The organism is Streptomyces sp. SX-6, assembly GCF_059089585.1.
Window position 1 is genome coordinate 122,706 of the sequence record NZ_JBTHHU010000003.1, and the last position, 20,540, is coordinate 143,245.

Below are 20,540 nucleotides of genomic sequence, written 5' to 3' on the forward strand. Positions count from 1 at the left end.
GGGCTTCGCAAGGAGCCCCTCACCGGGAACCGGCAGACGATCAGGAGATAGACGTGATCCAGCAGGAGTCGCGACTTCGCGTCGCCGACAACACTGGTGCCAAGGAGATCCTTTGCATCCGTGTTCTCGGTGGCTCGGGTCGCCGCTACGCGGGCATCGGTGACGTCATCGTCGCCACCGTCAAGGACGCGATCCCCGGTGGCAACGTGAAGAAGGGTGACGTCGTCAAGGCGGTCATCGTTCGCACCGTCAAGGAGCGCCGCCGTCCGGACGGCTCGTACATCCGCTTTGACGAGAACGCGGCCGTCATCCTCAAGAACGATGGCGACCCCCGCGGCACCCGTATCTTCGGCCCCGTGGGCCGAGAGCTGCGCGAGAAGAAGTTCATGAAGATCGTCTCGCTCGCGCCGGAGGTGCTGTAAGCATGAAGATCAAGAAGGGCGACCTGGTTCAGGTCATCACCGGCAAGGACAAGGGCAAGCAGGGCAAGGTCGTCAAGGCCATGCCCAGCGAGGACCGTGTCCTGGTCGAGGGTGTCAACCGGGTCAAGAAGCACACCAAGGCCGGCCAGACCGCCCGTGGTTCCAAGACCGGCGGCATCGTGACGACCGAGGCCCCGATCCACGTCAGCAACGTTCAGCTGATCGTGGAGAAGGACGGCAAGAAGGTCGTTACCCGCGTCGGTTACCGCTTCGACGACGAGGGCAACAAGATCCGCGTTGCCAAGCGGACGGGTGAGGACATCTGATGGCTACCACTCCGCGTCTCAAGACGAAGTACCGCGAGGAGATCTCGGGCAAGCTGCGTGAGGAGTTCTCCTTCGAGAACGTCATGCAGGTTCCCGGCCTGACCAAGATCGTGGTCAACATGGGTGTGGGCGACGCCGCCCGCGACTCCAAGCTGATCGAGGGCGCCATCCGCGACCTCACCACGATCACCGGTCAGAAGCCCGCCGTCACCAAGGCCCGTAAGTCCATCGCGCAGTTCAAGCTGCGCGAGGGCCAGCCGATCGGCGCCCACGTCACCCTCCGTGGCGACCGCATGTGGGAGTTCCTGGACCGCACCCTGTCGCTCGCGCTGCCGCGCATCCGCGACTTCCGTGGTCTCTCCCCCAAGCAGTTCGACGGTCGGGGCAACTACACCTTCGGTCTCACGGAGCAGGTCATGTTCCACGAGATCGACCAGGACAAGATCGACCGGGTCCGGGGCATGGACATCACCGTGGTCACCACGGCGAAGAACGACGACGAGGGCCGCGCCCTGCTTCGTCACCTCGGCTTCCCCTTCAAGGAGAACTGACCGTGGCGAAGAAGTCCCTGATTGCCAAGGCCGCTCGCAAGCCGAAGTTCGCGGTTCGCGCGTACACCCGCTGCCAGCGCTGTGGCCGTCCCCACTCCGTTTACCGTAAGTTCGGCCTGTGCCGCGTGTGCCTTCGTGAGATGGCTCACCGTGGCGAGCTGCCGGGCGTGACCAAGAGCTCCTGGTAACAACCCACTTGGGTTGACCAGGACTCTCGGTAAGCATCCTGGATGGTGGGTGTCCCAGCCCGGCTCCCGTAGAGTTGAAGGGTTGGGCGCCCGCCGCCCATGACCGTCTTACTACGCCGTAGGTCCCCGCGCCGCACCCGTCCCGACATTGTTCGGGGAGAGGGATGGCGCAGATAGGAAACCCCGGCGAGAGAGGCCGAAGGCCAAACATGACCATGACCGATCCGATCGCAGACATGCTGACCCGTCTGCGGAACGCGAACTCGGCGTACCACGACTCCGTGGCCATGCCTGCCAGCAAGATCAAGGCGCACATCGCCGAGATCCTGCAGCAGGAGGGCTACATCTCCGGCTGGAAGGTCGAGGACGCCGAGGTCGGCAAGTCCCTCGTCATCGAGCTGAAGTTCGGTCCGAACCGTGAGCGCTCCATCGCGGGCATCAAGCGGATTTCGAAGCCGGGCCTGCGTGTCTACGCAAAGTCCACCAACCTGCCGAAGGTCCTCGGCGGCCTGGGCGTGGCGATCATCTCCACGTCCCACGGTCTCCTGACCGGTCAGCAGGCCAGCAAGAAGGGCGTGGGTGGGGAAGTCCTCGCCTACGTCTGGTAATCGGGAACGGAGGAATAGCCAATGTCGCGTATCGGCAAGCTCCCCATCCAGGTTCCCGCTGGTGTGGACGTCACCATCGATGGCCGCAACGTGCAGGTGAAGGGTCCCAAGGGCACCCTGAGCCACACCATTGCCGCGCCCATCGCGATCGCCAAGGGTGAGGACGGCGTACTGGCCGTCACCCGCCCGAACGACGAGCGTCAGAACAAGGCCCTGCACGGTCTGTCCCGCACGCTGGTGGCGAACATGATCACCGGCGTGACCCAGGGTTACAGCAAGAAGCTCGAGATCAGCGGTGTCGGTTACCGCGTCCAGGCGAAGGGCTCCAACCTGGAGTTCGCCCTGGGCTACAGCCACCCGATCCTGATCGAGGCGCCCGAGGGCATCACCTTCAAGGTGGAGTCCCCGACCAAGCTGACTGTCGAGGGCATCGACAAGCAGAAGGTCGGCGAGGTCGCCGCGAACATCCGCAAGCTGCGGAAGCCCGACCCGTACAAGGCCAAGGGCGTCAAGTACGAGGGCGAAGTCATCCGCCGCAAGGTCGGAAAGGCGGGTAAGTAAGCCATGGCATACGGTGTGAAGATCGCCAAGGGCGATGCATACAAGCGCGCCGCCAAGCAGCGCCGCCACATCCGCATCCGCAAGAACGTGTCGGGTACGGCCGAGCGCCCCCGTCTCGTCGTGACGCGGTCCAACCGTGGCATCACCGCCCAGGTGATCGACGACATCAAGGGTCACACCCTGGCGTCGGCGTCGCACCTGGACGCGTCGATCCGCGGTGGCGAGGGTGACAAGAGCGCCCAGGCCAAGAAGGTGGGCGCCCTGGTCGCCGAGCGTGCCAAGGCCGCCGGTGTCGAGGCCGTCGTGTTCGACCGCGGTGGCAACCAGTACGCCGGGCGCATTGCCGCTCTGGCGGACGCCGCCCGCGAAGCCGGGCTGAAGTTCTAAGCCCCGGTTCCGGAGCTAGCGGACGTAACAGAGAGAGGTAATTCCAATGGCTGGACCCCAGCGCCGCGGAAGCGGTGCCGGTGGCGGCGAGCGGCGGGACCGGAAGGGTCGCGACGGTGGCGCTGCCGCCGAGAAGACCGCGTACGTTGAGCGCGTAGTCGCGATCAACCGCGTCGCCAAGGTTGTCAAGGGTGGTCGTCGCTTCAGCTTCACCGCGCTCGTCGTGGTGGGTGACGGTGACGGCACCGTAGGTGTCGGTTACGGCAAGGCCAAGGAAGTTCCGGCTGCCATCGCCAAGGGCGTGGAAGAGGCCAAGAAGAACTTCTTCAAGGTCCCCCGTATCCAGGGCACCGTCCCGCACCCGATCACGGGTGAGAAGGCGGCGGGCGTCGTCCTGCTCAAGCCCGCGTCCCCCGGTACCGGTGTTATCGCCGGTGGCCCGGTGCGTGCGGTGCTCGAGTGCGCCGGCATCCACGACATCCTGTCGAAGTCGCTCGGTTCTTCGAACCCGATCAACATCGTGCACGCCACGGTGGAGGCCCTCAAGGGACTGCAGCGTCCCGAGGAGATCGCCGCCCGTCGTGGCCTGCCGCTGGAGGACGTTGCTCCCGCCGCTCTGCTGCGGGCGCGTGCAGGGGCGGGTGCGTAATGGCTCGCCTCAAGGTCACGCAGGTCAAGTCCTACATCGGTAGCAAGCAGAACCACCGCGACACCCTTCGTTCGCTTGGTCTCAAGCGCATGAACGACGTGGTCGTCAAGGAGGATCGTCCCGAGATCCGCGGCATGGTGCAGACCGTCCGCCACCTCGTGACGGTCGAGGAGGTCGACTGACATGGCGGAGCAGAACCCGCTGAAGGTCCACAACCTCCGTCCGGCCCCGGGCGCCAAGACCGCCAAGACCCGTGTGGGTCGTGGTGAGGCGTCGAAGGGTAAGACGGCTGGTCGCGGTACCAAGGGTACGAAGGCCCGTTACCAGGTTCCGGAGCGCTTCGAGGGTGGGCAGATGCCCCTCCACATGCGCCTCCCGAAGCTGAAGGGTTTCAAGAACCCCGCGCACAAGCAGTTCCAGGTCGTGAACCTGGACAAGCTGGCCGAGCTCTACCCGCAGGGTGGCGAGGTCACGGTGGCCGACCTGGTCGCCAAGGGTGCGGTTCGCAAGAACGAGCTCGTCAAGGTCCTTGGCCAGGGCGAGATCTCCGTGGCGCTGCAGGTGACGGTCGACGCCGTCTCCGGCTCCGCCAAGGAGAAGATTGCCGCCGCCGGCGGCACCGTCACCGAGCTCATCTGAACTCGTTGATCTGACAACCGGGGATGTCCCATCTGGGGCATCCCCGGTTGGTCGTTCCTAGCCGGGCACAGTCGCCGGTAAGGTGGCGTGGACTGTTAACCTTCGCGCGGCCTGTGCCCGCGCGGATTTTGACTGATACCTATCCGTCGAACCTCAAGACCGTTACCTCTCACGTGGATTCGTGGGAGGCGCAGGAGGCACCGTGCTCACCGCGTTCGCCCGGGCGTTCAAGACGCCCGACCTGCGCAAGAAGCTGCTGTTCACGTTGGGCGTCCTGGTGCTCTACCGGCTGGGTGCGCATGTGCCCGTTCCCGGTGTCGACTACCGGAACGTCCAGGTCTGTTACGACCAAGCCAAGGGCGGCGCAGGCCTGTTCGGCCTCGTGAACATGTTCAGCGGTGGCGCGCTGCTGCAGATCACGATCTTCGCGCTGGGGGTCATGCCGTACATCACGGCGAGCATCATCCTGCAGCTGCTGACGGTCGTCATCCCGAGGCTGGAGGCCCTCAAGAAGGAGGGTCAGTCCGGGCAGGCCAAGATCACGCAGTACACGCGCTATCTGACCGTTGCGCTTGCCGTGCTGCAGGGCACGGGACTTGTCGCCGTCGCGTCCAGCGGCGCGCTGTTCGGCAACTGCTCCGTCAGCAATGCGATCGTCCCGGACAAGTCGATCTTCACGACCGTCGTCATGGTCCTCACCATGACCGCGGGTACCTGCCTGATCATGTGGCTCGGTGAGCTCGTCACCGACCGCGGTATCGGCAACGGTATGTCGATCCTGATGTTCACCTCGATCGCGGCCAACTTCCCGAGCGCCCTGTGGGCGATCAAGCTTCAGGGCAAGCTGGCGGGCGGCTGGCTGGAGTTCAGCCTCGTGATCCTGTGCGGTCTCGCCATGGTCGGGCTGGTGGTCTTCGTTGAGCAGGCCCAGCGCCGCATCCCCGTGCAGTACGCGAAGCGCATGATCGGCCGCCGTTCCTACGGCGGGACGTCCACGTACATCCCGCTCAAGGTCAACCAGGCCGGTGTGATCCCGGTCATCTTCGCGTCGTCACTGCTCTATATCCCGGCGCTGCTGGTGCAGTTCACCAACTCCAAGAACTCGTCCTGGGCGCAGTGGATCGAGGCCAACCTGGTCAAGGGTGACCACCCGGTCTACATGGTCACGTACTTCCTGCTGATCGTTTTCTTCGCGTTCTTCTACGTCGCGATTTCCTTCAACCCCGAGGAAGTTGCGGACAACATGAAGAAGTATGGTGGGTTCATCCCGGGTATCCGGGCGGGGCGTCCCACCGCGGAGTACCTGAGCTACGTGCTGAACCGCATTACGTGGCCCGGCTCTCTCTATCTGGGGCTGATCGCCCTGGTGCCCACCGTGGCACTGGTCACATTGAACGCAAACCAGAACTTCCCGTTCGGGGGAACCAGCATCCTGATCATCGTGGGTGTCGGTCTGGAGACTGTGAAGCAGATCGAGAGTCAGCTGCAGCAGCGCAACTACGAAGGGTTCCTCCGCTGATGCGAATTGTCCTCGTCGGCCCGCCCGGCGCCGGCAAGGGTACGCAGGCCGCGTACCTCGCCAAGAATCTCGCGATCCCGCATATCTCGACGGGTGACCTCTTCCGCGCGAACATCAGCCAGGGAACGGCACTCGGCCTGAAGGCCAAGGAGTACATGAGCGCCGGCCAGCTGGTGCCCGACTCGGTGACGATCGGGATGGCCGAGGACCGCATGAACCAGGAGGACGCCGAGGGCGGCTTCCTGCTGGACGGTTTCCCCCGCAACGTGGGCCAGGCCGAGGCGCTGGACACGTACCTGGACGGCAAGGGCCTCAAGCTCGACGCCGTCCTGGACCTGGAGGTCCCGGAGGACGAGGTCGTCAAGCGGATCGCCGGCCGGCGCATCTGCCGCAGCGACAGCAGCCACGTCTTCCACGTGACCTACAACCAGTCGAAGACCGAGGGCGTCTGCGACGTCTGCGGCGGCGAGCTCTACCAGCGTGACGACGACCGTGAGGACACCGTCCGCAAGCGGCTCGAGGTCTACCACACGGAGACCGAGCCGATCATCGACTACTACAAGGCACAGGGCCTCGTGGTGACGATCCCGGCGCTCGGCAAGGTCGCCGAGGTCACGGAGCGGGCCATGGCCGCTCTCCAGGCCGACGAGGCCTGATCCCCGCACAGCGCTCATACGGCCGCGATGCCCCGCCGGGCATCGCGGCCGTATGGTGTATCGGAAGCCCCATCGCCGTCACAGAAAGGCACCAGCCGCAATGGTGGAGATCAAGACCCCCGACCAGATCGCGAAGATGCGTGAGGCGGGACTGGTCGTCGCCGCCATCCACGCGGCCACCCGTGAGGCGGCCGTGCCCGGTGCCACCACCAAGGACCTGGACGACGTGGCCCGCAAGGTGCTGGCCGAGCACGGCGCGAAGTCGAACTTCCTCGGCTACGGCGGCTTCCCCGCCACGATCTGCACCTCGGTGAACGAGGTCGTCGTGCACGGCATCCCGGACACGAAGACCGTCCTCAAGGACGGCGACATCATCTCGATCGACGCCGGCGCGATCATCGACGGCTGGCACGGCGACGCGGCCTTCACGGCCTTCGTGGGCACCGGTCACGCCCCTGAGCTGGTCGAGCTCTCCCGGGTGACCGAGGAGTCCATGTGGGCCGGCATCGCGGCCGTGAAGAACGGCAACCGCCTGGTGGACATCTCCAAGGCCATCGAGGGCTACATCCGCCGCCAGCCCCGTCCGGCCAGCGGCAAGTACGGGATCATCGAGGACTACGGCGGGCACGGCATCGGCTCCGAGATGCACATGGACCCGCACCTGCTGAACTACGTCTCGCGCAAGCGGGGCCGCGGCCCGAAGCTCGTCCCGGGCTTCTGCATCGCCATCGAGCCGATGGTGAGCCTGGGCACGGCCAAGACGCACGTCCTCGAGGACGACTGGACGGTGCTGACGGACGACAAGACGTGGTCCTCGCACTGGGAGCACTCGGTCGCCCTGACGGAGGAGGGCCCGCTGGTCCTCACGGCGGTCGACGGTGGCAAGGCGAAGCTGGCGGAACTGGGCGTCACGGCCGCGCCGGATCCGCTGGCGTAAGGCGGGCGTAACGATCTCTGCGTATGGGCAGCACACCCTGGATTAGTCTTTCCGGTTGCCCTGACGTAGACTGATGCGTCGGCTCTCGTGTATCCGCATGTCCGCGTCCGCGTGGCGTACGAACACCAGAGTCGATCAAGGTAGCCGATTCGAAAGGCGAAGCGTGGCCAAGAAGCAAGGTGCCATCGAGATCGAGGGCACCGTGATCGAGTCTCTGCCGAACGCCATGTTCAAGGTGGAGCTCCAGAACGGTCACAAGGTCCTCGCGCACATCAGCGGCAAGATGCGGATGCACTACATCCGTATCCTTCCCGACGACCGGGTCGTGGTGGAGCTGTCTCCGTACGACCTGACGCGCGGCCGGATCGTCTACCGGTACAAGTAGTAGATCTTGCCTGTATCCCGCTCCTGCGGGGTGGTGGCACTGACCCGGAGAACCTCACACCCATGAAGGTCAAGCCGAGCGTCAAGAAGATCTGCGACAAGTGCAAGGTGATCCGCCGCCACGGCCGGGTCATGGTCATCTGCGACAACCTGCGCCACAAGCAGCGCCAGGGCTGACGCAGGACCTGCACTCACGCAGTTCCTTCGCGCGACGCGAGCAATACGTACATACGCAGGACCCGTCCCTCTCTGCATGAGGGCGACACCCCCGGCTCGGAGGCCGAGGACCCGGTTCGTACCAACTCTTTGAATCAAAGGGGACGGCGGCTGGGAGTGGTCTTGTGGAAGACCTCCGACGAACATCTGGAGCCATTCAATGGCACGCGTTTCCGGTGTCGACATCCCGCGCGAAAAGCGCGTGGAGGTCGCACTCACCTACGTCTTCGGCATCGGCCGCACCCTGGCGCAGGAGACCCTCGCCGCCACCGGTGTGAACCCGAACACCCGCGTTCGTGACCTGGCCGAGGAAGACCTGGTCAAGATCCGCGAGTACGTGGACGCCAACCTCAAGACCGAGGGTGACCTCCGTCGCGAGATCCAGGCCGACATCCGCCGCAAGGTCGAGATCGGCTGCTACCAGGGTCTGCGTCACCGTCGTGGCCTGCCTGTCCACGGTCAGCGCACCAGCACGAACGCTCGTACCCGCAAGGGCCCGCGTCGCGCCATCGCCGGCAAGAAGAAGCCGGGCAAGAAGTAGTCCGCAGCGGACGCTCGTCAGCGGTCTTCGCTGTAGGACCGACCACCTCCCGTAGGAGATAAGAGATGCCCCCCAAGGGTCGTCAGGGCGCTGCCAAGAAGGTGCGCCGCAAGGAAAAGAAGAACGTCGCTCACGGCCACGCGCACATCAAGAGCACGTTCAACAACACCATCGTTTCGATCACCGACCCCACGGGCAACGTGATCTCCTGGGCCTCCGCCGGCCACGTCGGCTTCAAGGGCTCGCGCAAGTCCACCCCGTTCGCCGCGCAGATGGCCGCCGAGTCGGCCGCGCGTCGCGCGCAGGAGCACGGCATGCGCAAGGTTGACGTCTTCGTCAAGGGCCCGGGCTCCGGTCGTGAGACCGCCATCCGTTCGCTCCAGGCGACCGGCCTCGAGGTTGGCTCCATCCAGGACGTCACCCCGACCCCGCACAACGGCTGCCGTCCGCCGAAGCGCCGCCGCGTCTGACGCGCCGGCCGCTTCGCGGTTGCCTTGAGGGTGTGGGCGGTACGGCTCTTCGGAGCCGTGCCGCCCGTACCCTTGTAGTACCTCAGGACATCAAATAGTGGGTGTCCATGACTGAAGGATCCTTCGCATGCTGATCGCTCAGCGTCCCTCCCTGACCGAAGAGGTCGTGGACGAGTTCCGTTCCCGGTTCGTCATCGAGCCGCTGGAGCCGGGCTTCGGCTACACCCTCGGCAACTCCCTGCGTCGTACGCTCCTCTCCTCGATCCCGGGTGCGGCGGTCACGTCCATCCGCATCGACGGTGTCCTGCACGAGTTCACCACCGTGCCGGGCGTCAAGGAGGACGTCACCGACCTCATCCTCAACATCAAGCAGCTGGTCGTCTCCTCGGAGCACGACGAGCCGGTCGTGATGTACCTGCGCAAGCAGGGCCCGGGTCTGGTCACCGCCGCGGACATCGCCCCGCCGGCCGGTGTCGAGGTGCACAACCCCGACCTGGTCCTGGCGACCCTGAACGCCAAGGGCAAGCTGGAGATGGAGCTGACCGTCGAGCGCGGTCGCGGCTACGTCTCCGCCGTCCAGAACAAGCAGGTGGGCCAGGAGATCGGCCGTATCCCGGTCGACTCCATCTACTCGCCGGTTCTCAAGGTCACCTACAAGGTCGAGGCGACCCGTGTCGAGCAGCGCACCGACTTCGACAAGCTGATCGTCGACGTCGAGACCAAGCAGGCCATGCGCCCGCGCGACGCCATGGCGTCCGCCGGCAAGACCCTGGTCGAGCTGTTCGGTCTGGCCCGTGAGCTCAACATCGACGCCGAGGGCATCGACATGGGCCCGTCCCCGACGGACGCCGCCCTGGCCGCCGACCTGGCGCTGCCGATCGAGGAGCTCGAGCTCACCGTTCGGTCCTACAACTGCCTCAAGCGCGAGGGCATCCACTCCGTGGGTGAGCTCGTCGCCCGTTCCGAGGCCGACCTGCTCGACATCCGCAACTTCGGTGCGAAGTCGATCGACGAGGTCAAGGCGAAGCTGGCCGGCATGGGCCTGGCCCTCAAGGACAGCCCGCCCGGATTCGACCCGACCGCCGCCGCGGATGCCTTCGGCGCAGACGACGACGCGGACGCCGGGTTCGTGGAGACCGAGCAGTACTGATCGGTCTTCTGCTGCGGGTCCGTTTCGGCTGATCGCGCAGTTCCCCGCGCCCCTTACGGGGCGCGGGTCTCCGACGGACAACCGTCTGCTCGGATACTGACTCCGGTACCTGATACGGCCGGGGCAGACACCTAGGAGAAACACCATGCCGCGTCCCACCAAGGGTGCACGTCTCGGCGGCTCCGCCGCGCACGAGAAGCTGATGCTGGCGAACCTCGCCAAGTCGCTCTTCGAGCACGGCCGCATCACCACGACCGAGGCCAAGGCCCGCCGCCTGCGTCCGGTCGCGGAGCGCCTGATCACCAAGGCGAAGAAGGGCGACATCCACAACCGTCGCCAGGTGCTGCAGACGATCACCGACAAGGGCATCGTCCACACCCTCTTCACCGAGATCGCTCCGCGCTTCGCCGAGCGTCCGGGTGGCTACACCCGCATCACCAAGATCGGTAACCGCCGTGGCGACAACGCGCCCATGGCCGTGATCGAGCTGGTCGAGGGCGAGATCGCCAAGAAGGCGACCGTTGCCGAGGCCGAGGCCGCCACCAAGCGTGCGGTCAAGGAGTCCGAGGCCGCTGCCGAGGCTCCGGCCGAGGAGTCGAAGGACGCCTGACGCACATCGTGTGTCAGGACGGGCCCGCCCCTTTCGGGGGGCGGGCCCGTCCCGCATTTGTGGAAGGAAACTCTGCGGTGAGTGACGAGGTGGAGCCCGGCAAGGTCCGGGTGCGGCTGGACCTGTCGTACGACGGCAAGGACTTCTCGGGCTGGGCCAAGCAGCGCGAGGGACAGCGCACGGTCCAGGGCGAGTTGGAGGACGCGATCCGGACGGTGACGCGGTCCTCCGAGACGTACGAGCTGACGGTGGCCGGCCGTACCGACGCGGGTGTGCACGCGCGCGGGCAGGTCGCGCACGTCGACCTGCCGGCCGAGGTGTGGGCCGAGCACGAGGACAAGCTGCTGCGCCGGCTCGCCGGCCGGCTGTCGCACGACGTGCGGGTGTGGAAGGCGGCCGAGGCGCCCTCCGGGTTCAACGCCCGGTTCTCGGCGGTGTGGCGGCGGTACGCCTACCGCGTCGTCGACCACCCCGGCGGGGTGGACCCGCTGTTGCGCGGTCATGTCCTGTGGCACGACTGGCCGTTGGACGTCGAGGCGATGAACGCCGCGTCCCACGACCTGATCGGTGAGCACGACTTCGCCGCGTACTGCAAGAAGCGCGAGGGCGCGACGACCATCCGCACGCTCCAGCAGCTGAGTTGGGAGCGCGACGCGTCCGGCGTCATCACCGCGACCGTGAAGGCGGACGCCTTCTGCCACAACATGGTGCGCTCGCTCGTGGGCGCGCTGTTGTTCGTCGGCGACGGCCACCGGCCGGTGGAATGGCCCGGCCAGGTGCTGGCCGCGGGTGTACGGGACTCGGCCGTGCACGTCGTACGGCCGCACGGGCTGACGCTGGAGGAGGTCGGTTACCCGGCCGACTCCGAGCTCGCCGCCCGTAACCGGGAAGCGCGCAACAAGCGCACTCTTCCCGGCAAGGGCTGCTGCTAGTACGTCAGTTGGCCTCGGCCGGGCAGCTGACGGCCAGGTCGCTGTTGACGGTGAGGTACGGGCGGATGCCCCCGACGGCCGGGTAGACGTCGGTCTTGTTGCGGTCGACGATGTCGCCGGCGATACGGCCGACGCGCACCGGCTCGGCGTCGGTCGCGATCCGCAGGGACAGGTCCCAGACGGCCTCCTGGCCGGCGTCGCCGCGGGCGACCTTCAACTGCTTGTAGGGCAGGGAGAAACGGAAGGCCGTCCCCTCCGTGACCGTGACCTCGGCGGAGACGTCGGTCGCGGCGTCGCCGCGCGGCGTGCCGATGACGAACGGCTTGCTGTCCGGGCTGAACTCCGTGCCGTACAGGGTGCCTTCGACGGTGAACTCGGTGTCGCTCTGATGGATCGTCAGGGCCTCGGCGTGGGCCTTGCGGTGCCAGGCGCGCAGCGCGAGATAGCCGTCGACGGTGGGGTAGGGGATCGCCCAGGTGAACGGGGAGCCCGGCAGCGGCTCGAGGTCCAACAGGCCGCGGCCCTCGGCGAGATGGGACGTCACCCGGCGGCGGGCCTTGTCATCGCCCCGTACGACGTGCAGGTCCCAGCGGCCCTCACCGAGCCGCAGCTCGCGGCGGTCCAGGACGGCCGTGAAGGGAGCGCCCTCGGCGGCGGGGGCGTGCAGCGGGACGCTGTGGGAGGTGCCCTCCTTGCGCCGGGTGACCGTGAGGCTCAGGTCGTCGCCCGCCAGGCCCTTGGACTCGACCGAGACGACGATGTTGCCGTCGGCGTCGATACGGCAGGAGGCCGTGGCGCGCAGCGGCTTGCGCACGATCTCCTTCAGGGCGGACGAGACGGGCTGCTTGGCGGGCTTGGCGACGGTGCGGCGCATCGGGCGGACGAGCTTGCCGACGGTGCGGCGCAGCATCGTGCCCAGCGGCACCTGGTCGGACGTCCCGGCGGTGGCGGAGGTGGTGCGCGTGATGTTGCCGCCGAGGCTCTTGATGAGCTCCTCGTACGCGTCGGCGATCTGCTCCGGGGCGTAGCGCTGGGCGGAGACGCGGGCGGCGGCGCCCATGGTGCGGCGGAGCTCGTCGTCCTCGATGAGGGTGAGCAGGCCCTTGGCGATGCCGTCGACGTCGCCGACGGGGACGAGGAGGCCGTCCTTGCCGTCGCCGATGATCTCGCCGGGCCCGTGCGGGCAGTCGGTGGCGACGACGGGGACGCCGCAGTTCATGGCCTCCACGATCGTCATGCCGAAGGACTCCTCGCGGGAGGTGACGGCGGCGATCGAGCCCTTGGCCCACTCGGTCTCGATGGGGGAGTGGGCGCCCATGAGGGTGATGGTCTCGGTGAGGCCGAGCCGGTCGACCTGGGCGCGCAGCTTGGCGTGCTCGGGGCCGCGGCCGTAGATGCGCAGGTTCCAGTCCGGGCGGGCGGCGTGGACGGCGGCCCAGGCGGAGACGAGCAGGTCGTAGCGCTTGACGGGGATGAGCCGGCCGGCGGCGACGACGAGCTTGGTGGCCGGGTCGGCGGGCTCGACCTCGGAGGGGGGACAGCCGTTCGGAATGCAGACGATCTTCGTCTTGGCGTCCGGGAACTGCTCGCGGTGGGTGCGGGCGTCCGCCTCGGAGACGGTGGTGTGCGCGTCGAGGTGCGGGATGGCGCGGTCCTGGGCGGCGCGGATGTGCGGCTCGTGGGTGCCGTAGATCCGGTGCTCCTGGCCGATGCGCAGGTAGCGGTCCTGGCCGAAGCCCGCGAGGTACATCACCAGGCCGGGGCGGGTGGCGACGACGACGTCGGCGTCGGTCTGCTCGAGGTGCTCGGCGACGCGCTGGTCGGTCAGGGCGCTGAACTGGGCGCCCTTCGCCTCCTTGGGCGGGATGTACGCGCTCTCCTGCTCCAGGAGCGGGTTCTCGCGGTCGGCGCCCTCGTCGGGGCGGTTGTCGATCAGGTTGACGAGCCTGACGTCGCGGTGCAGGGGGAGCCGGGGGGTCTTGCCGGTCCTGATGATCGAGACGATCTCGACGTCGTGCCGGGCCGCGAGGGCACCGGCGACGTTGAACGTGGACCGGATCGTGCCACCGATGCCGTACGCGTTCTGAAGCAGGAAAGAGATCTTCATGGCGGTGTGTGCGCGACGCTCTGCGCGCCGCGTCCGTCCTCCCCCGTGCATGGGTATCGAGATCGAGATCCGTCCCCTGCGGGCCGGGCTGTCGCTGTTACCGGTCCGGCCGGACCTGTCGATGAAGAGGGCCGTCGACAGGGGCTGTGGTTCCCTCGAAGCCTACATTGTGGCCTCCGCCACGTGGCCGATAAACGGAATCGGCTCATCCCTGACGAAAGGCCCTGTCGGAGCCCCTGTGAAGATGGAACCATTGACCGGATTGCTTTGTGTTCGATGGTGCAGGTCGTATCGGTTGTATCGGGGGACGTGGTGGCGGTGACAGGAATGCGTGGAGTGAGGACCAGAGTGGCCGTGGCGGCGGCCGTACTTCTGGCCGGGGCCCTGGCGAGCGGGTGCGGCACGGGCCGCCCGGCCGGGGACGAGGCGACGGTCAAGAGCTCCGGCAGCAGCTCCGGCAGCGTGAACGCGCCCCAGAGCGAGGCCAAGGACGAGCGCGGCGCCGCCGCCGACGCGGAGGACCGGCTGGCCGCCGCGGAGCTCGACGAGGACGAGGTCCCGGGCTTTGTGATCGAGGAGGTCGAGGACGACTCGGCCGGCTTCGGCAACCCCACCACGGGCAGCCCGCTGTGCCGCCCCCTGGTCACGGCGCTGGGCTCCAACCCCGAGCCCCGCCCCGCCGCGTCCCTGGTCAACACCTTCGCCCGGTCCGACGAGGACGAGGAGTTCGAGGGCCTGATGGGCACGATCCGCGTCTCGGAGTACGAGGGCGACGGGGCCGCCACCACCTTCGACCGGCTGCGCTCCTCCGCGACGGCCTGCGCGGGGGGCTTCCGGATGGAGACCGGCGAGGGCGAGTCGCAGAAGTTCGACAAGGTGCAGGCGGTCACGGCGCCGAAGCTGGGCGACGAGGCGCTGTCCTACCGCCTGGACAACTCCGTCGAGGAGGCGCCGACCCTGCTCACGGTGGTCAGGACCGGCAACACGCTGTCGATGTTCTTCGCCACCAGCCTCGGTGACTTCGAGGACCCGGCCGAGGTCGTGATCCCCGACGGGCTGATGAAGGCGCAGGTCGACAAGGTCAAGCAGGCCATGTCCGAGGACGCGCCCGCGCCTGCGCCCGCGCGCGGCAAGCAGGACGACGGCCCCGAGCAGGCGGACGGCAGCATCCGGGCCGACCGGGTCGACGTGGTCGCCGATCTTTCGCCGCGCGGCGTGTAAGGAACACGTTCGTCCGGGGCAGGACGCCGGATGCCACGGCCCGGTCAGGGCCTACGCGGTACGCGGAGCGCTCGCCGCGGCCGCTGCGGCCTGGGACCGGCCGCGCTCGTAGATACGGTCGAAGGCGTACGCCGCGATGTCCCGCCCGGCCGCCAGCGCCTGTGTGTCATCGGCGCGTACGGGCTTGCCGTCGGTGTAGCCGGCGATCGTGAAGTACGCGTAGCGGCCCTCGGCGTTGACGGCGCGCCGGCAGGCCGTGTTCCGGCAGAAGGCGGGGGCCTTGCCGCCGGCGAGCGACTCGATGTTCCCGTCCGTCTGCGCCTTGGCCTTCTCCGCGGCGGCCTTGGTGTCGAAGACGGCGACCCCGACGGTGACGGCGACCCCGTCCCGTACGTATGTGGCCCGCAGCACCCGGCGACAGCCGTTGCCGGTGAGCACACCGCCCAGGCTGCCCTGGGCGGCGGAGGCGCAGTCGGAGTCGTCGGCCGTGGCGGCCCGCTCGTAGACGCGCTTGTCCACGGCCGGCTTGGGGTCGGGGAACAGCGTCGCGGGGGAGAGCGGCGCCTTGTCCTTGGCGGCGCTCGCTATGAAGTCGCGCGGGTCCAGCAGGGAGGGCGGTGCCACCGGGGTGAACGTGGGCTCGGGGGACGCGGAGGTGCTCGGGGCCGCCGTGTCGTGAGCCGGGGCCGCCTTGCTGCTCCCGCCCTTGCCCGAGCTGACGATCGCCGTCGCGACGATCGCGGCGACGGCGGCCGCGGCCAGGGCCCCGCCGCCGAGGAGCAGCCACTTGCGACGGCGGTCGCGGGTGGCGTTGTCGTCCGCCAGGGCGGCCCAGTCCGGTGTCTGCGGCGGCCCCCACGGCGGCTGTCCCTGTCCGGATTCCCCCTGGGCCCCGTGCGGACCCCCCTGCCCAAAGCTCATGGGCCGCATCGTAATCCGGTTGGTCGCCGCCCCGGGAGCCTGGAGAATGCCGCACATGGGACACGTCGAAGCCGGGCACCTCGAGTACTTCCTCCCCGACGGGAGGCCGCTGCTCGATGATGTCTCCTTCCGGGTCGGCGAGGGCGCCGCGGTCGCCCTCGTCGGGGCCAACGGCGCGGGCAAGACGACGTTGCTGCGGCTGATCGCGGGGGACCTCAAGCCGCACGGCGGCTCGGTCACGGTCGGCGGCGGGCTCGGCGTGATGCCGCAGTTCGTGGGGTCCGTACGGGACGAGCGCACCGTGCGCGACCTGCTGGTCTCCGTCGCCCCGCCGCGGATCCGCGAGGCGGCCGAGGCGGTGGACAAGGCCGAGCACGCGGTCATGACCGTCGACGACGAGGCCGCGCAGATGGCATACGCGCAGGCCCTGTCCGACTGGGCCGAGGCGCGGGGCTACGAGGCCGAGACCACCTGGGACATGTGCACGATGGCCGCGCTCGGCGTCCCGTACGAGAGCGCCCAGTGGCGCCAGGTGCGCACGCTCTCCGGCGGCGAGCAGAAGCGGCTGGTGCTCGAGTCGCTGCTGCGCGGCCCGGACGAGGTGCTGCTGCTCGACGAGCCGGACAACTACCTCGACGTCCCCGGCAAGCGCTGGCTGGAGGAGCAGCTGAAGGAGACGAAGAAGACCGTCCTCTTCGTCAGTCACGACCGTGAGCTGCTGGCCCGCGCCGCGGAGAAGATCATCAGCGTCGAGCCGGGCCCCGCGGGCAGCGACGTCTGGATGCACGGCGGCGGCTTCGCCACCTACCACGAGGCCCGCAAGGAGCGCTTCGCCCGCTTCGAAGAGCTGCGCAGGCGCTGGGACGAGAAGCACGCCCAGCTCAAGAAGCTGGTGGTCAGCCTGCGCCAGGCGGCCTCGGTCAGCCATGAGCTGGCCTCCCGCTATGCGGCGGCCCAGACCCGGCTGCGGAAGTTCGAGGAGGCCGGCCCGCCGCCGGAGCCCCCGCGCGAGCAGGACATCCGGATGCGGCTGCGCGGCGGGCGTACGGGCGTGAGGGCCGTGACCTGCGAGGGGCTGGAGCTGACCGGGCTCATGCGGCCGTTCGACCTGGAGGTCTTCTACGGCGAGCGGGTCGCGGTGCTGGGCTCGAACGGCTCGGGCAAGTCGCACTTCCTGCGGTTGCTCGCGGGCGACACCGAGAACCCGGTGGCGCACACGGGCGCGTGGAAGCTGGGCGCGCGCGTCGTGCCCGGGCACTTCGCGCAGACACACGCCCACCCCGAGCTCCTGGGGCGCACGCTCGTCGACATCCTGTGGACGGAGCACGCGCGCGACCGCGGGGCCGCGATGTCCGCCCTGCGGCGGTACGAGCTGGAGCGGCAGGGCGACCAGCCCTTCGAGAAGCTGTCGGGCGGCCAGCAGGCGCGCTTCCAGATCCTGCTCCTGGAACTGTCCGGCACGACGGCCCTCCTGCTCGACGAGCCGACCGACAACCTCGACCTGGAGAGCGCGGAGGCCCTCCAGGAGGGCCTGGAGGCATACGAGGGCACGGTGCTCGCTGTCACGCACGACCGCTGGTTCGCCCGTTCCTTCGACCGCTTCCTCGTCTTCGGGGAGGATGGGAACGTGCGTGAGGTCCCCGAACCCGTGTGGGACGAGAGCCGTGTGGCACGGGCCAGGCCCTAGACTCCACAGCTTTTGACCCCGCCCGGCGCCGCCGGGTACCCTGTGGGTTCGTTATGCGTATTGGCTTGGTCGTTCTCACGCGAGGGGCCCTTACGCTTGTCCGCCAGGCTGATCGCAGGCGGTTCACGCCCCGGGTTGCGTCCCCGGTGCGGAGCCAGTGCCGGTGAGCGACCTCGTGCGGGCCGTGTCAGGACCCAATCACTGAAGAAGCGAAGGCTACGACCGTGCGTACGTACAGCCCCAAGCCCGGCGATGTCACGCGCCAGTGGCACATCATTGACGCGCAGGACGTCGTCCTGGGCCGTCTGGCCTCGACGGCCGCATCCCTGCTCCGCGGCAAGCACAAGCCCGTGTACGCGCCGCACATGGACATGGGTGACTTCGTCGTCATCATCAACGCCGACAAGGTGCACCTGTCCGGCAACAAGAAGACCCAGAAGATGGCCTACCGCCACTCTGGCTTCCCGGGTGGTCTGCGCTCCGTCCGTTACGACGAGCTGCTCGACAAGAACCCCGAGAAGGCCGTCGAGAAGGCGATCAAGGGCATGCTGCCCAAGAACTCCCTCGGCCGTCAGATGCTCTCGAAGCTGAAGGTCTACTCGGGCGACCAGCACCCGCACGCCGCCCAGCAGCCCGTTCCGTTCGAGATCACCCAGGTCAAGCAGGGCTAGTCCCGGCCACCGCCGAAATCCAGAAAGTCTGAGGAGAAGTCGTGGCTGAGACCACCGCCGAGCAGCCGCTCGACGAGACTGCCGACATCGAGCAGTACACCACCGAGTCCGAGGTCGTCGTCGAGGGTGAGTACACCTCCGAGTCCCTCGCCTCCCGTTTCGGTGACCCGCAGCCGGCCGCCGGCCTGGGTCGTCGCAAGAACGCCATCGCCCGCGTCCGGATCGTTCCGGGCTCCGGCAAGTGGAAGATCAACGGTCGCACCCTCGAGGACTACTTCCCGAACAAGGTGCACCAGCAGGAAGTCAACGAGCCCTTCAAGGTGCTCGAGCTCGACGACCGCTACGACGTCATCGCCCGCATCGCGGGTGGCGGCGTGTCCGGCCAGGCCGGCGCCCTGCGCCTCGGTGTGGCCCGTGCCCTCAACGAGGCCGACGTCGACAACAACCGCGGCCCGCTGAAGAAGGCCGGCTTCCTCTCGCGTGACGACCGTGCGGTCGAGCGCAAGAAGGCCGGTCTCAAGAAGGCCCGCAAGGCCCCGCAGTACAGCAAGCGCTAAACAGCCGCTTGGCTGCTCTGCTCGAACGCCCCGGCGGCACGATCCGTGCCGCCGGGGCGTTCGGCTATGGGACACCCGGGGCGTATACCTGAAGGCAACGCCCCGGACCGGCACCCGACACCTTCTCGTACGGGGGCTCGCTCTCCGGGCCCCGAACTTCCGCGTTTTTCGGAGGACACCAGTGGGACGACTCTTCGGTACGGACGGTGTGCGCGGTGTCGCCAACGCCGATCTGACGGCCGAACTCGCGCTCGGCCTGTCGGTCGCGGCGGCGCATGTGCTCGCGGAGGCGGGGACGTTCGAGGGCCATCGCCCGGTCGCGGTGGTCGGCCGCGATCCCCGCGCGTCGGGTGAGTTCCTGGAAGCCGCGGTGGTGGCCGGGCTGGCCAGCGCGGGCGTGGACGTCCTGCGCGTCGGCGTGCTGCCGACGCCGGCCGTCGCCTACCTCACCGGTTCGCTCGGCGCGGATCTCGGTGTGATGCTCTCCGCGAGCCACAACCCGATGCCCGACAACGGCATCAAGTTCTTCGCCCGTGGCGGGCACAAGCTCGCCGACGAGCTCGAGGACCGTATCGAGCGGACGTATCGCGCGCACTCGACCGGTGAGCCGTGGGACCGGCCCACGGGTGCGGGTGTCGGCCGCGTCCGCGACTACGACCAGGGCTTCGACAACTATGTCGCGCACCTGATCGGCGTGCTCCCGAACCGTCTCGACGGGCTCAAGGTCGTCATCGACGGTGCGCATGGGGCTGCCGCCCGGGTCTCGCCCGAGGCGTTCGCGCGGGCCGGTGCCGAGGTGATCACCATCGGCACCGAGCCGGACGGTCTCAACATCAACCACGAGTGCGGCTCCACGCACCTGGAGAAGCTGCAGCGGGCCGTTGCCGAGCACGGTGCGGATCTGGGTGTGGCGCATGACGGTGACGCCGACCGTTGCCTCGCGGTCGACGCGACCGGTGCGGAGGTCGACGGCGACCAGATTCTCGCCGTTCTCGCTCTCGCGATGCGCGAGGCGGGATCACTGCGGAAGAACACCGTTGTCGCCACGGTGATGTCCAACCTCGGCTTCAAGCTGGCCATGGAGAGCGAGGGCGTCGATGTCATCCAGACCGCGGTCGGCGACCGTTACGTCCTCGAGGAGATGAAGGCGGGCGGCTTCGCGCTCGGCGGCGAGCAGTCCGGGCACGTCATCGTCCTCGACCACGCGACGACGGGTGACGGCACCCTGACCGGTCTGATGCTGGCCGCGCGTGTCGCGGCCACGGGCCGTTCGCTGAGCGAGCTCGCCGGGGTCATGGAGCGGCTGCCGCAGGTCCTGATCAACGTGCGCGACGTCGACAAGTCGCGCGTCGCCACGTCGACGGAGCTCGCCGACGCGGTCAACGACGCGGAGCGCGAACTAGGTTCCACCGGGCGGGTGTTGCTCCGGTCCTCCGGGACGGAGCCGCTGGTGCGGGTGATGGTCGAAGCGGCCGACATCGAGCAGGCGCGGGCGGTCGCGCAGCGGTTGGCGGACGTGGTCAAGTCTGTGCTGGGGTAAGGGGTTTGTGCCCCGGTCCCGCCCTTTCACCGTTTCTTCCGGGGGCGAAGCCCCCGGGCACCCGAAACCACAATTCGCGCGGTTGTCCTC

At 68.1% G+C, this 20,540-nt stretch carries 27 protein-coding genes; 25 read left to right on the forward strand and 2 right to left on the reverse strand.

Annotated features, from left to right (window positions below):
- The first annotated feature begins 53 nt into the window (after positions 1–53).
- The 20 genes from rplN to truA all read left to right on the forward strand — a co-directional run bounded on the left by rplN (position 54) and on the right by truA (position 11,746).
- On the forward strand, positions 54–422 hold the full coding sequence (rplN, locus tag ACV530_RS04665; protein ID WP_087927567.1) for a 50S ribosomal protein L14: 369 nt from the start codon (positions 54–56) through the stop codon (positions 420–422).
- Positions 423–424: 2 nt separating this feature from the next.
- Positions 425–748 carry a 50S ribosomal protein L24 gene (rplX, locus tag ACV530_RS04670; RefSeq protein WP_494330937.1) on the forward strand — a complete coding sequence of 108 codons (324 nt, stop codon included), beginning with the start codon at positions 425–427 and terminating at the stop codon, positions 746–748.
- Positions 745–1,299 carry a 50S ribosomal protein L5 gene (gene rplE, locus ACV530_RS04675; protein ID WP_494331154.1) on the forward strand — a complete coding sequence of 185 codons (555 nt, stop codon included), beginning with the start codon at positions 745–747 and terminating at the stop codon, positions 1,297–1,299. The genes rplX and rplE overlap by 4 nt, the downstream gene beginning before the upstream one ends.
- Before the next feature lie 2 nt (positions 1,300–1,301).
- The gene (locus ACV530_RS04680) at positions 1,302–1,487 is read left to right on the forward strand and encodes a type Z 30S ribosomal protein S14 (RefSeq protein ID WP_035800856.1); all 186 of its coding nucleotides are present in this window, start codon (positions 1,302–1,304) and stop codon (positions 1,485–1,487) included.
- 209 nt (positions 1,488–1,696) lie between these two features.
- Complete coding sequence (gene rpsH / locus ACV530_RS04685; protein ID WP_494330938.1) at positions 1,697–2,095, forward strand: 30S ribosomal protein S8; 399 nt, start codon at positions 1,697–1,699, stop codon at positions 2,093–2,095.
- A gap of 21 nt (positions 2,096–2,116) precedes the next feature.
- Positions 2,117–2,656: a 50S ribosomal protein L6 gene (rplF, locus tag ACV530_RS04690; protein ID WP_494330939.1), complete on the forward strand. Its 540-nt coding sequence runs from the start codon at positions 2,117–2,119 to the stop codon at positions 2,654–2,656.
- A 3-nt stretch (positions 2,657–2,659) separates the two neighbouring features.
- Positions 2,660–3,043 carry a 50S ribosomal protein L18 gene (gene rplR, locus ACV530_RS04695; protein ID WP_494330940.1) on the forward strand — a complete coding sequence of 128 codons (384 nt, stop codon included), beginning with the start codon at positions 2,660–2,662 and terminating at the stop codon, positions 3,041–3,043.
- Positions 3,044–3,089: 46 nt separating this feature from the next.
- Positions 3,090–3,692: a 30S ribosomal protein S5 gene (rpsE, locus tag ACV530_RS04700; protein ID WP_190066381.1), complete on the forward strand. Its 603-nt coding sequence runs from the start codon at positions 3,090–3,092 to the stop codon at positions 3,690–3,692.
- A complete protein-coding gene (gene rpmD / locus ACV530_RS04705) occupies positions 3,692–3,874 on the forward strand; it encodes a 50S ribosomal protein L30 (RefSeq protein ID WP_030368398.1) in 183 nt (60 codons plus the stop codon). Before rpsE ends, rpmD begins: the two co-directional genes overlap by 1 nt.
- Position 3,875: 1 nt before the next feature.
- Positions 3,876–4,331, forward strand: coding sequence for a 50S ribosomal protein L15 (rplO, locus tag ACV530_RS04710; protein ID WP_494330941.1), 456 nt, complete (start codon positions 3,876–3,878; stop codon positions 4,329–4,331).
- 202 nt (positions 4,332–4,533) lie between these two features.
- A complete protein-coding gene (gene secY, locus ACV530_RS04715; RefSeq protein ID WP_494330942.1) occupies positions 4,534–5,850 on the forward strand; it encodes a preprotein translocase subunit SecY in 1,317 nt (438 codons plus the stop codon).
- The gene (locus ACV530_RS04720) at positions 5,850–6,506 is read left to right on the forward strand and encodes an adenylate kinase (RefSeq protein ID WP_494330943.1); all 657 of its coding nucleotides are present in this window, start codon (positions 5,850–5,852) and stop codon (positions 6,504–6,506) included. Before secY ends, ACV530_RS04720 begins: the two co-directional genes overlap by 1 nt.
- A 100-nt stretch (positions 6,507–6,606) precedes the next feature.
- Entirely contained in the window at positions 6,607–7,443 is an 837-nt protein-coding gene (gene map / locus ACV530_RS04725; RefSeq protein ID WP_494330944.1) for a type I methionyl aminopeptidase, read from the forward strand.
- A 163-nt stretch (positions 7,444–7,606) separates the two neighbouring features.
- The gene (gene infA, locus ACV530_RS04730) at positions 7,607–7,828 is read left to right on the forward strand and encodes a translation initiation factor IF-1 (RefSeq protein ID WP_003956442.1); all 222 of its coding nucleotides are present in this window, start codon (positions 7,607–7,609) and stop codon (positions 7,826–7,828) included.
- Positions 7,829–7,890: 62 nt separating this feature from the next.
- The gene (rpmJ, locus tag ACV530_RS04735; protein WP_003956441.1) at positions 7,891–8,004 is read left to right on the forward strand and encodes a 50S ribosomal protein L36; all 114 of its coding nucleotides are present in this window, start codon (positions 7,891–7,893) and stop codon (positions 8,002–8,004) included.
- Positions 8,005–8,203: 199 nt separating this feature from the next.
- The gene (gene rpsM, locus ACV530_RS04740; protein WP_494330945.1) at positions 8,204–8,584 is read left to right on the forward strand and encodes a 30S ribosomal protein S13; all 381 of its coding nucleotides are present in this window, start codon (positions 8,204–8,206) and stop codon (positions 8,582–8,584) included.
- A gap of 65 nt (positions 8,585–8,649) precedes the next feature.
- The gene (gene rpsK / locus ACV530_RS04745) at positions 8,650–9,054 is read left to right on the forward strand and encodes a 30S ribosomal protein S11 (protein ID WP_003948617.1); all 405 of its coding nucleotides are present in this window, start codon (positions 8,650–8,652) and stop codon (positions 9,052–9,054) included.
- 127 nt (positions 9,055–9,181) lie between these two features.
- Entirely contained in the window at positions 9,182–10,204 is a 1,023-nt protein-coding gene (locus ACV530_RS04750) for a DNA-directed RNA polymerase subunit alpha (RefSeq protein ID WP_004946635.1), read from the forward strand.
- A 145-nt stretch (positions 10,205–10,349) separates the two neighbouring features.
- Positions 10,350–10,814, forward strand: a complete 465-nt coding sequence (gene rplQ / locus ACV530_RS04755) for a 50S ribosomal protein L17 (protein WP_478647062.1) — start codon at positions 10,350–10,352, stop codon at positions 10,812–10,814.
- A 77-nt stretch (positions 10,815–10,891) separates the two neighbouring features.
- On the forward strand, positions 10,892–11,746 hold the full coding sequence (truA, locus tag ACV530_RS04760; RefSeq protein WP_494330946.1) for a tRNA pseudouridine(38-40) synthase TruA: 855 nt from the start codon (positions 10,892–10,894) through the stop codon (positions 11,744–11,746).
- 4 nt (positions 11,747–11,750) lie between these two features.
- On the opposite strand, the gene ACV530_RS04765 is transcribed toward truA, so the two are convergent.
- Positions 11,751–13,853 (reverse strand): glycosyltransferase family 4 protein, encoded by a 2,103-nt coding sequence (locus ACV530_RS04765; RefSeq protein WP_494330947.1) that lies wholly within the window; start codon positions 13,851–13,853, stop codon positions 11,751–11,753.
- A 336-nt stretch (positions 13,854–14,189) separates the two neighbouring features.
- Here ACV530_RS04765 and ACV530_RS04770 point away from each other — a divergent pair, with 336 nt between their 5' ends.
- Positions 14,190–15,074: a hypothetical protein gene (locus ACV530_RS04770; RefSeq protein ID WP_494330948.1), complete on the forward strand. Its 885-nt coding sequence runs from the start codon at positions 14,190–14,192 to the stop codon at positions 15,072–15,074.
- Positions 15,075–15,125: 51 nt separating this feature from the next.
- On the opposite strand, the gene ACV530_RS04775 is transcribed toward ACV530_RS04770, so the two are convergent.
- Complete coding sequence (locus ACV530_RS04775; protein ID WP_494330949.1) at positions 15,126–15,995, reverse strand: hypothetical protein; 870 nt, start codon at positions 15,993–15,995, stop codon at positions 15,126–15,128.
- Positions 15,996–16,050: 55 nt separating this feature from the next.
- Between ACV530_RS04775 and ACV530_RS04780 the strand changes: the two genes are divergently transcribed.
- The 4 genes from ACV530_RS04780 (at position 16,051) to glmM (ending at position 20,450) form a co-directional block, all read left to right on the forward strand.
- Positions 16,051–17,682, forward strand: coding sequence for an ABC-F family ATP-binding cassette domain-containing protein (locus ACV530_RS04780; protein ID WP_494330950.1), 1,632 nt, complete (start codon positions 16,051–16,053; stop codon positions 17,680–17,682).
- A 224-nt stretch (positions 17,683–17,906) separates the two neighbouring features.
- The gene (rplM, locus tag ACV530_RS04785; protein WP_494330951.1) at positions 17,907–18,353 is read left to right on the forward strand and encodes a 50S ribosomal protein L13; all 447 of its coding nucleotides are present in this window, start codon (positions 17,907–17,909) and stop codon (positions 18,351–18,353) included.
- Between the two features lie 41 nt (positions 18,354–18,394).
- The gene (gene rpsI / locus ACV530_RS04790) at positions 18,395–18,910 is read left to right on the forward strand and encodes a 30S ribosomal protein S9 (protein ID WP_494330952.1); all 516 of its coding nucleotides are present in this window, start codon (positions 18,395–18,397) and stop codon (positions 18,908–18,910) included.
- Between the two features lie 181 nt (positions 18,911–19,091).
- The gene (glmM, locus tag ACV530_RS04795; protein ID WP_494330953.1) at positions 19,092–20,450 is read left to right on the forward strand and encodes a phosphoglucosamine mutase; all 1,359 of its coding nucleotides are present in this window, start codon (positions 19,092–19,094) and stop codon (positions 20,448–20,450) included.
- Positions 20,451–20,540: the final 90 nt, after the last annotated feature.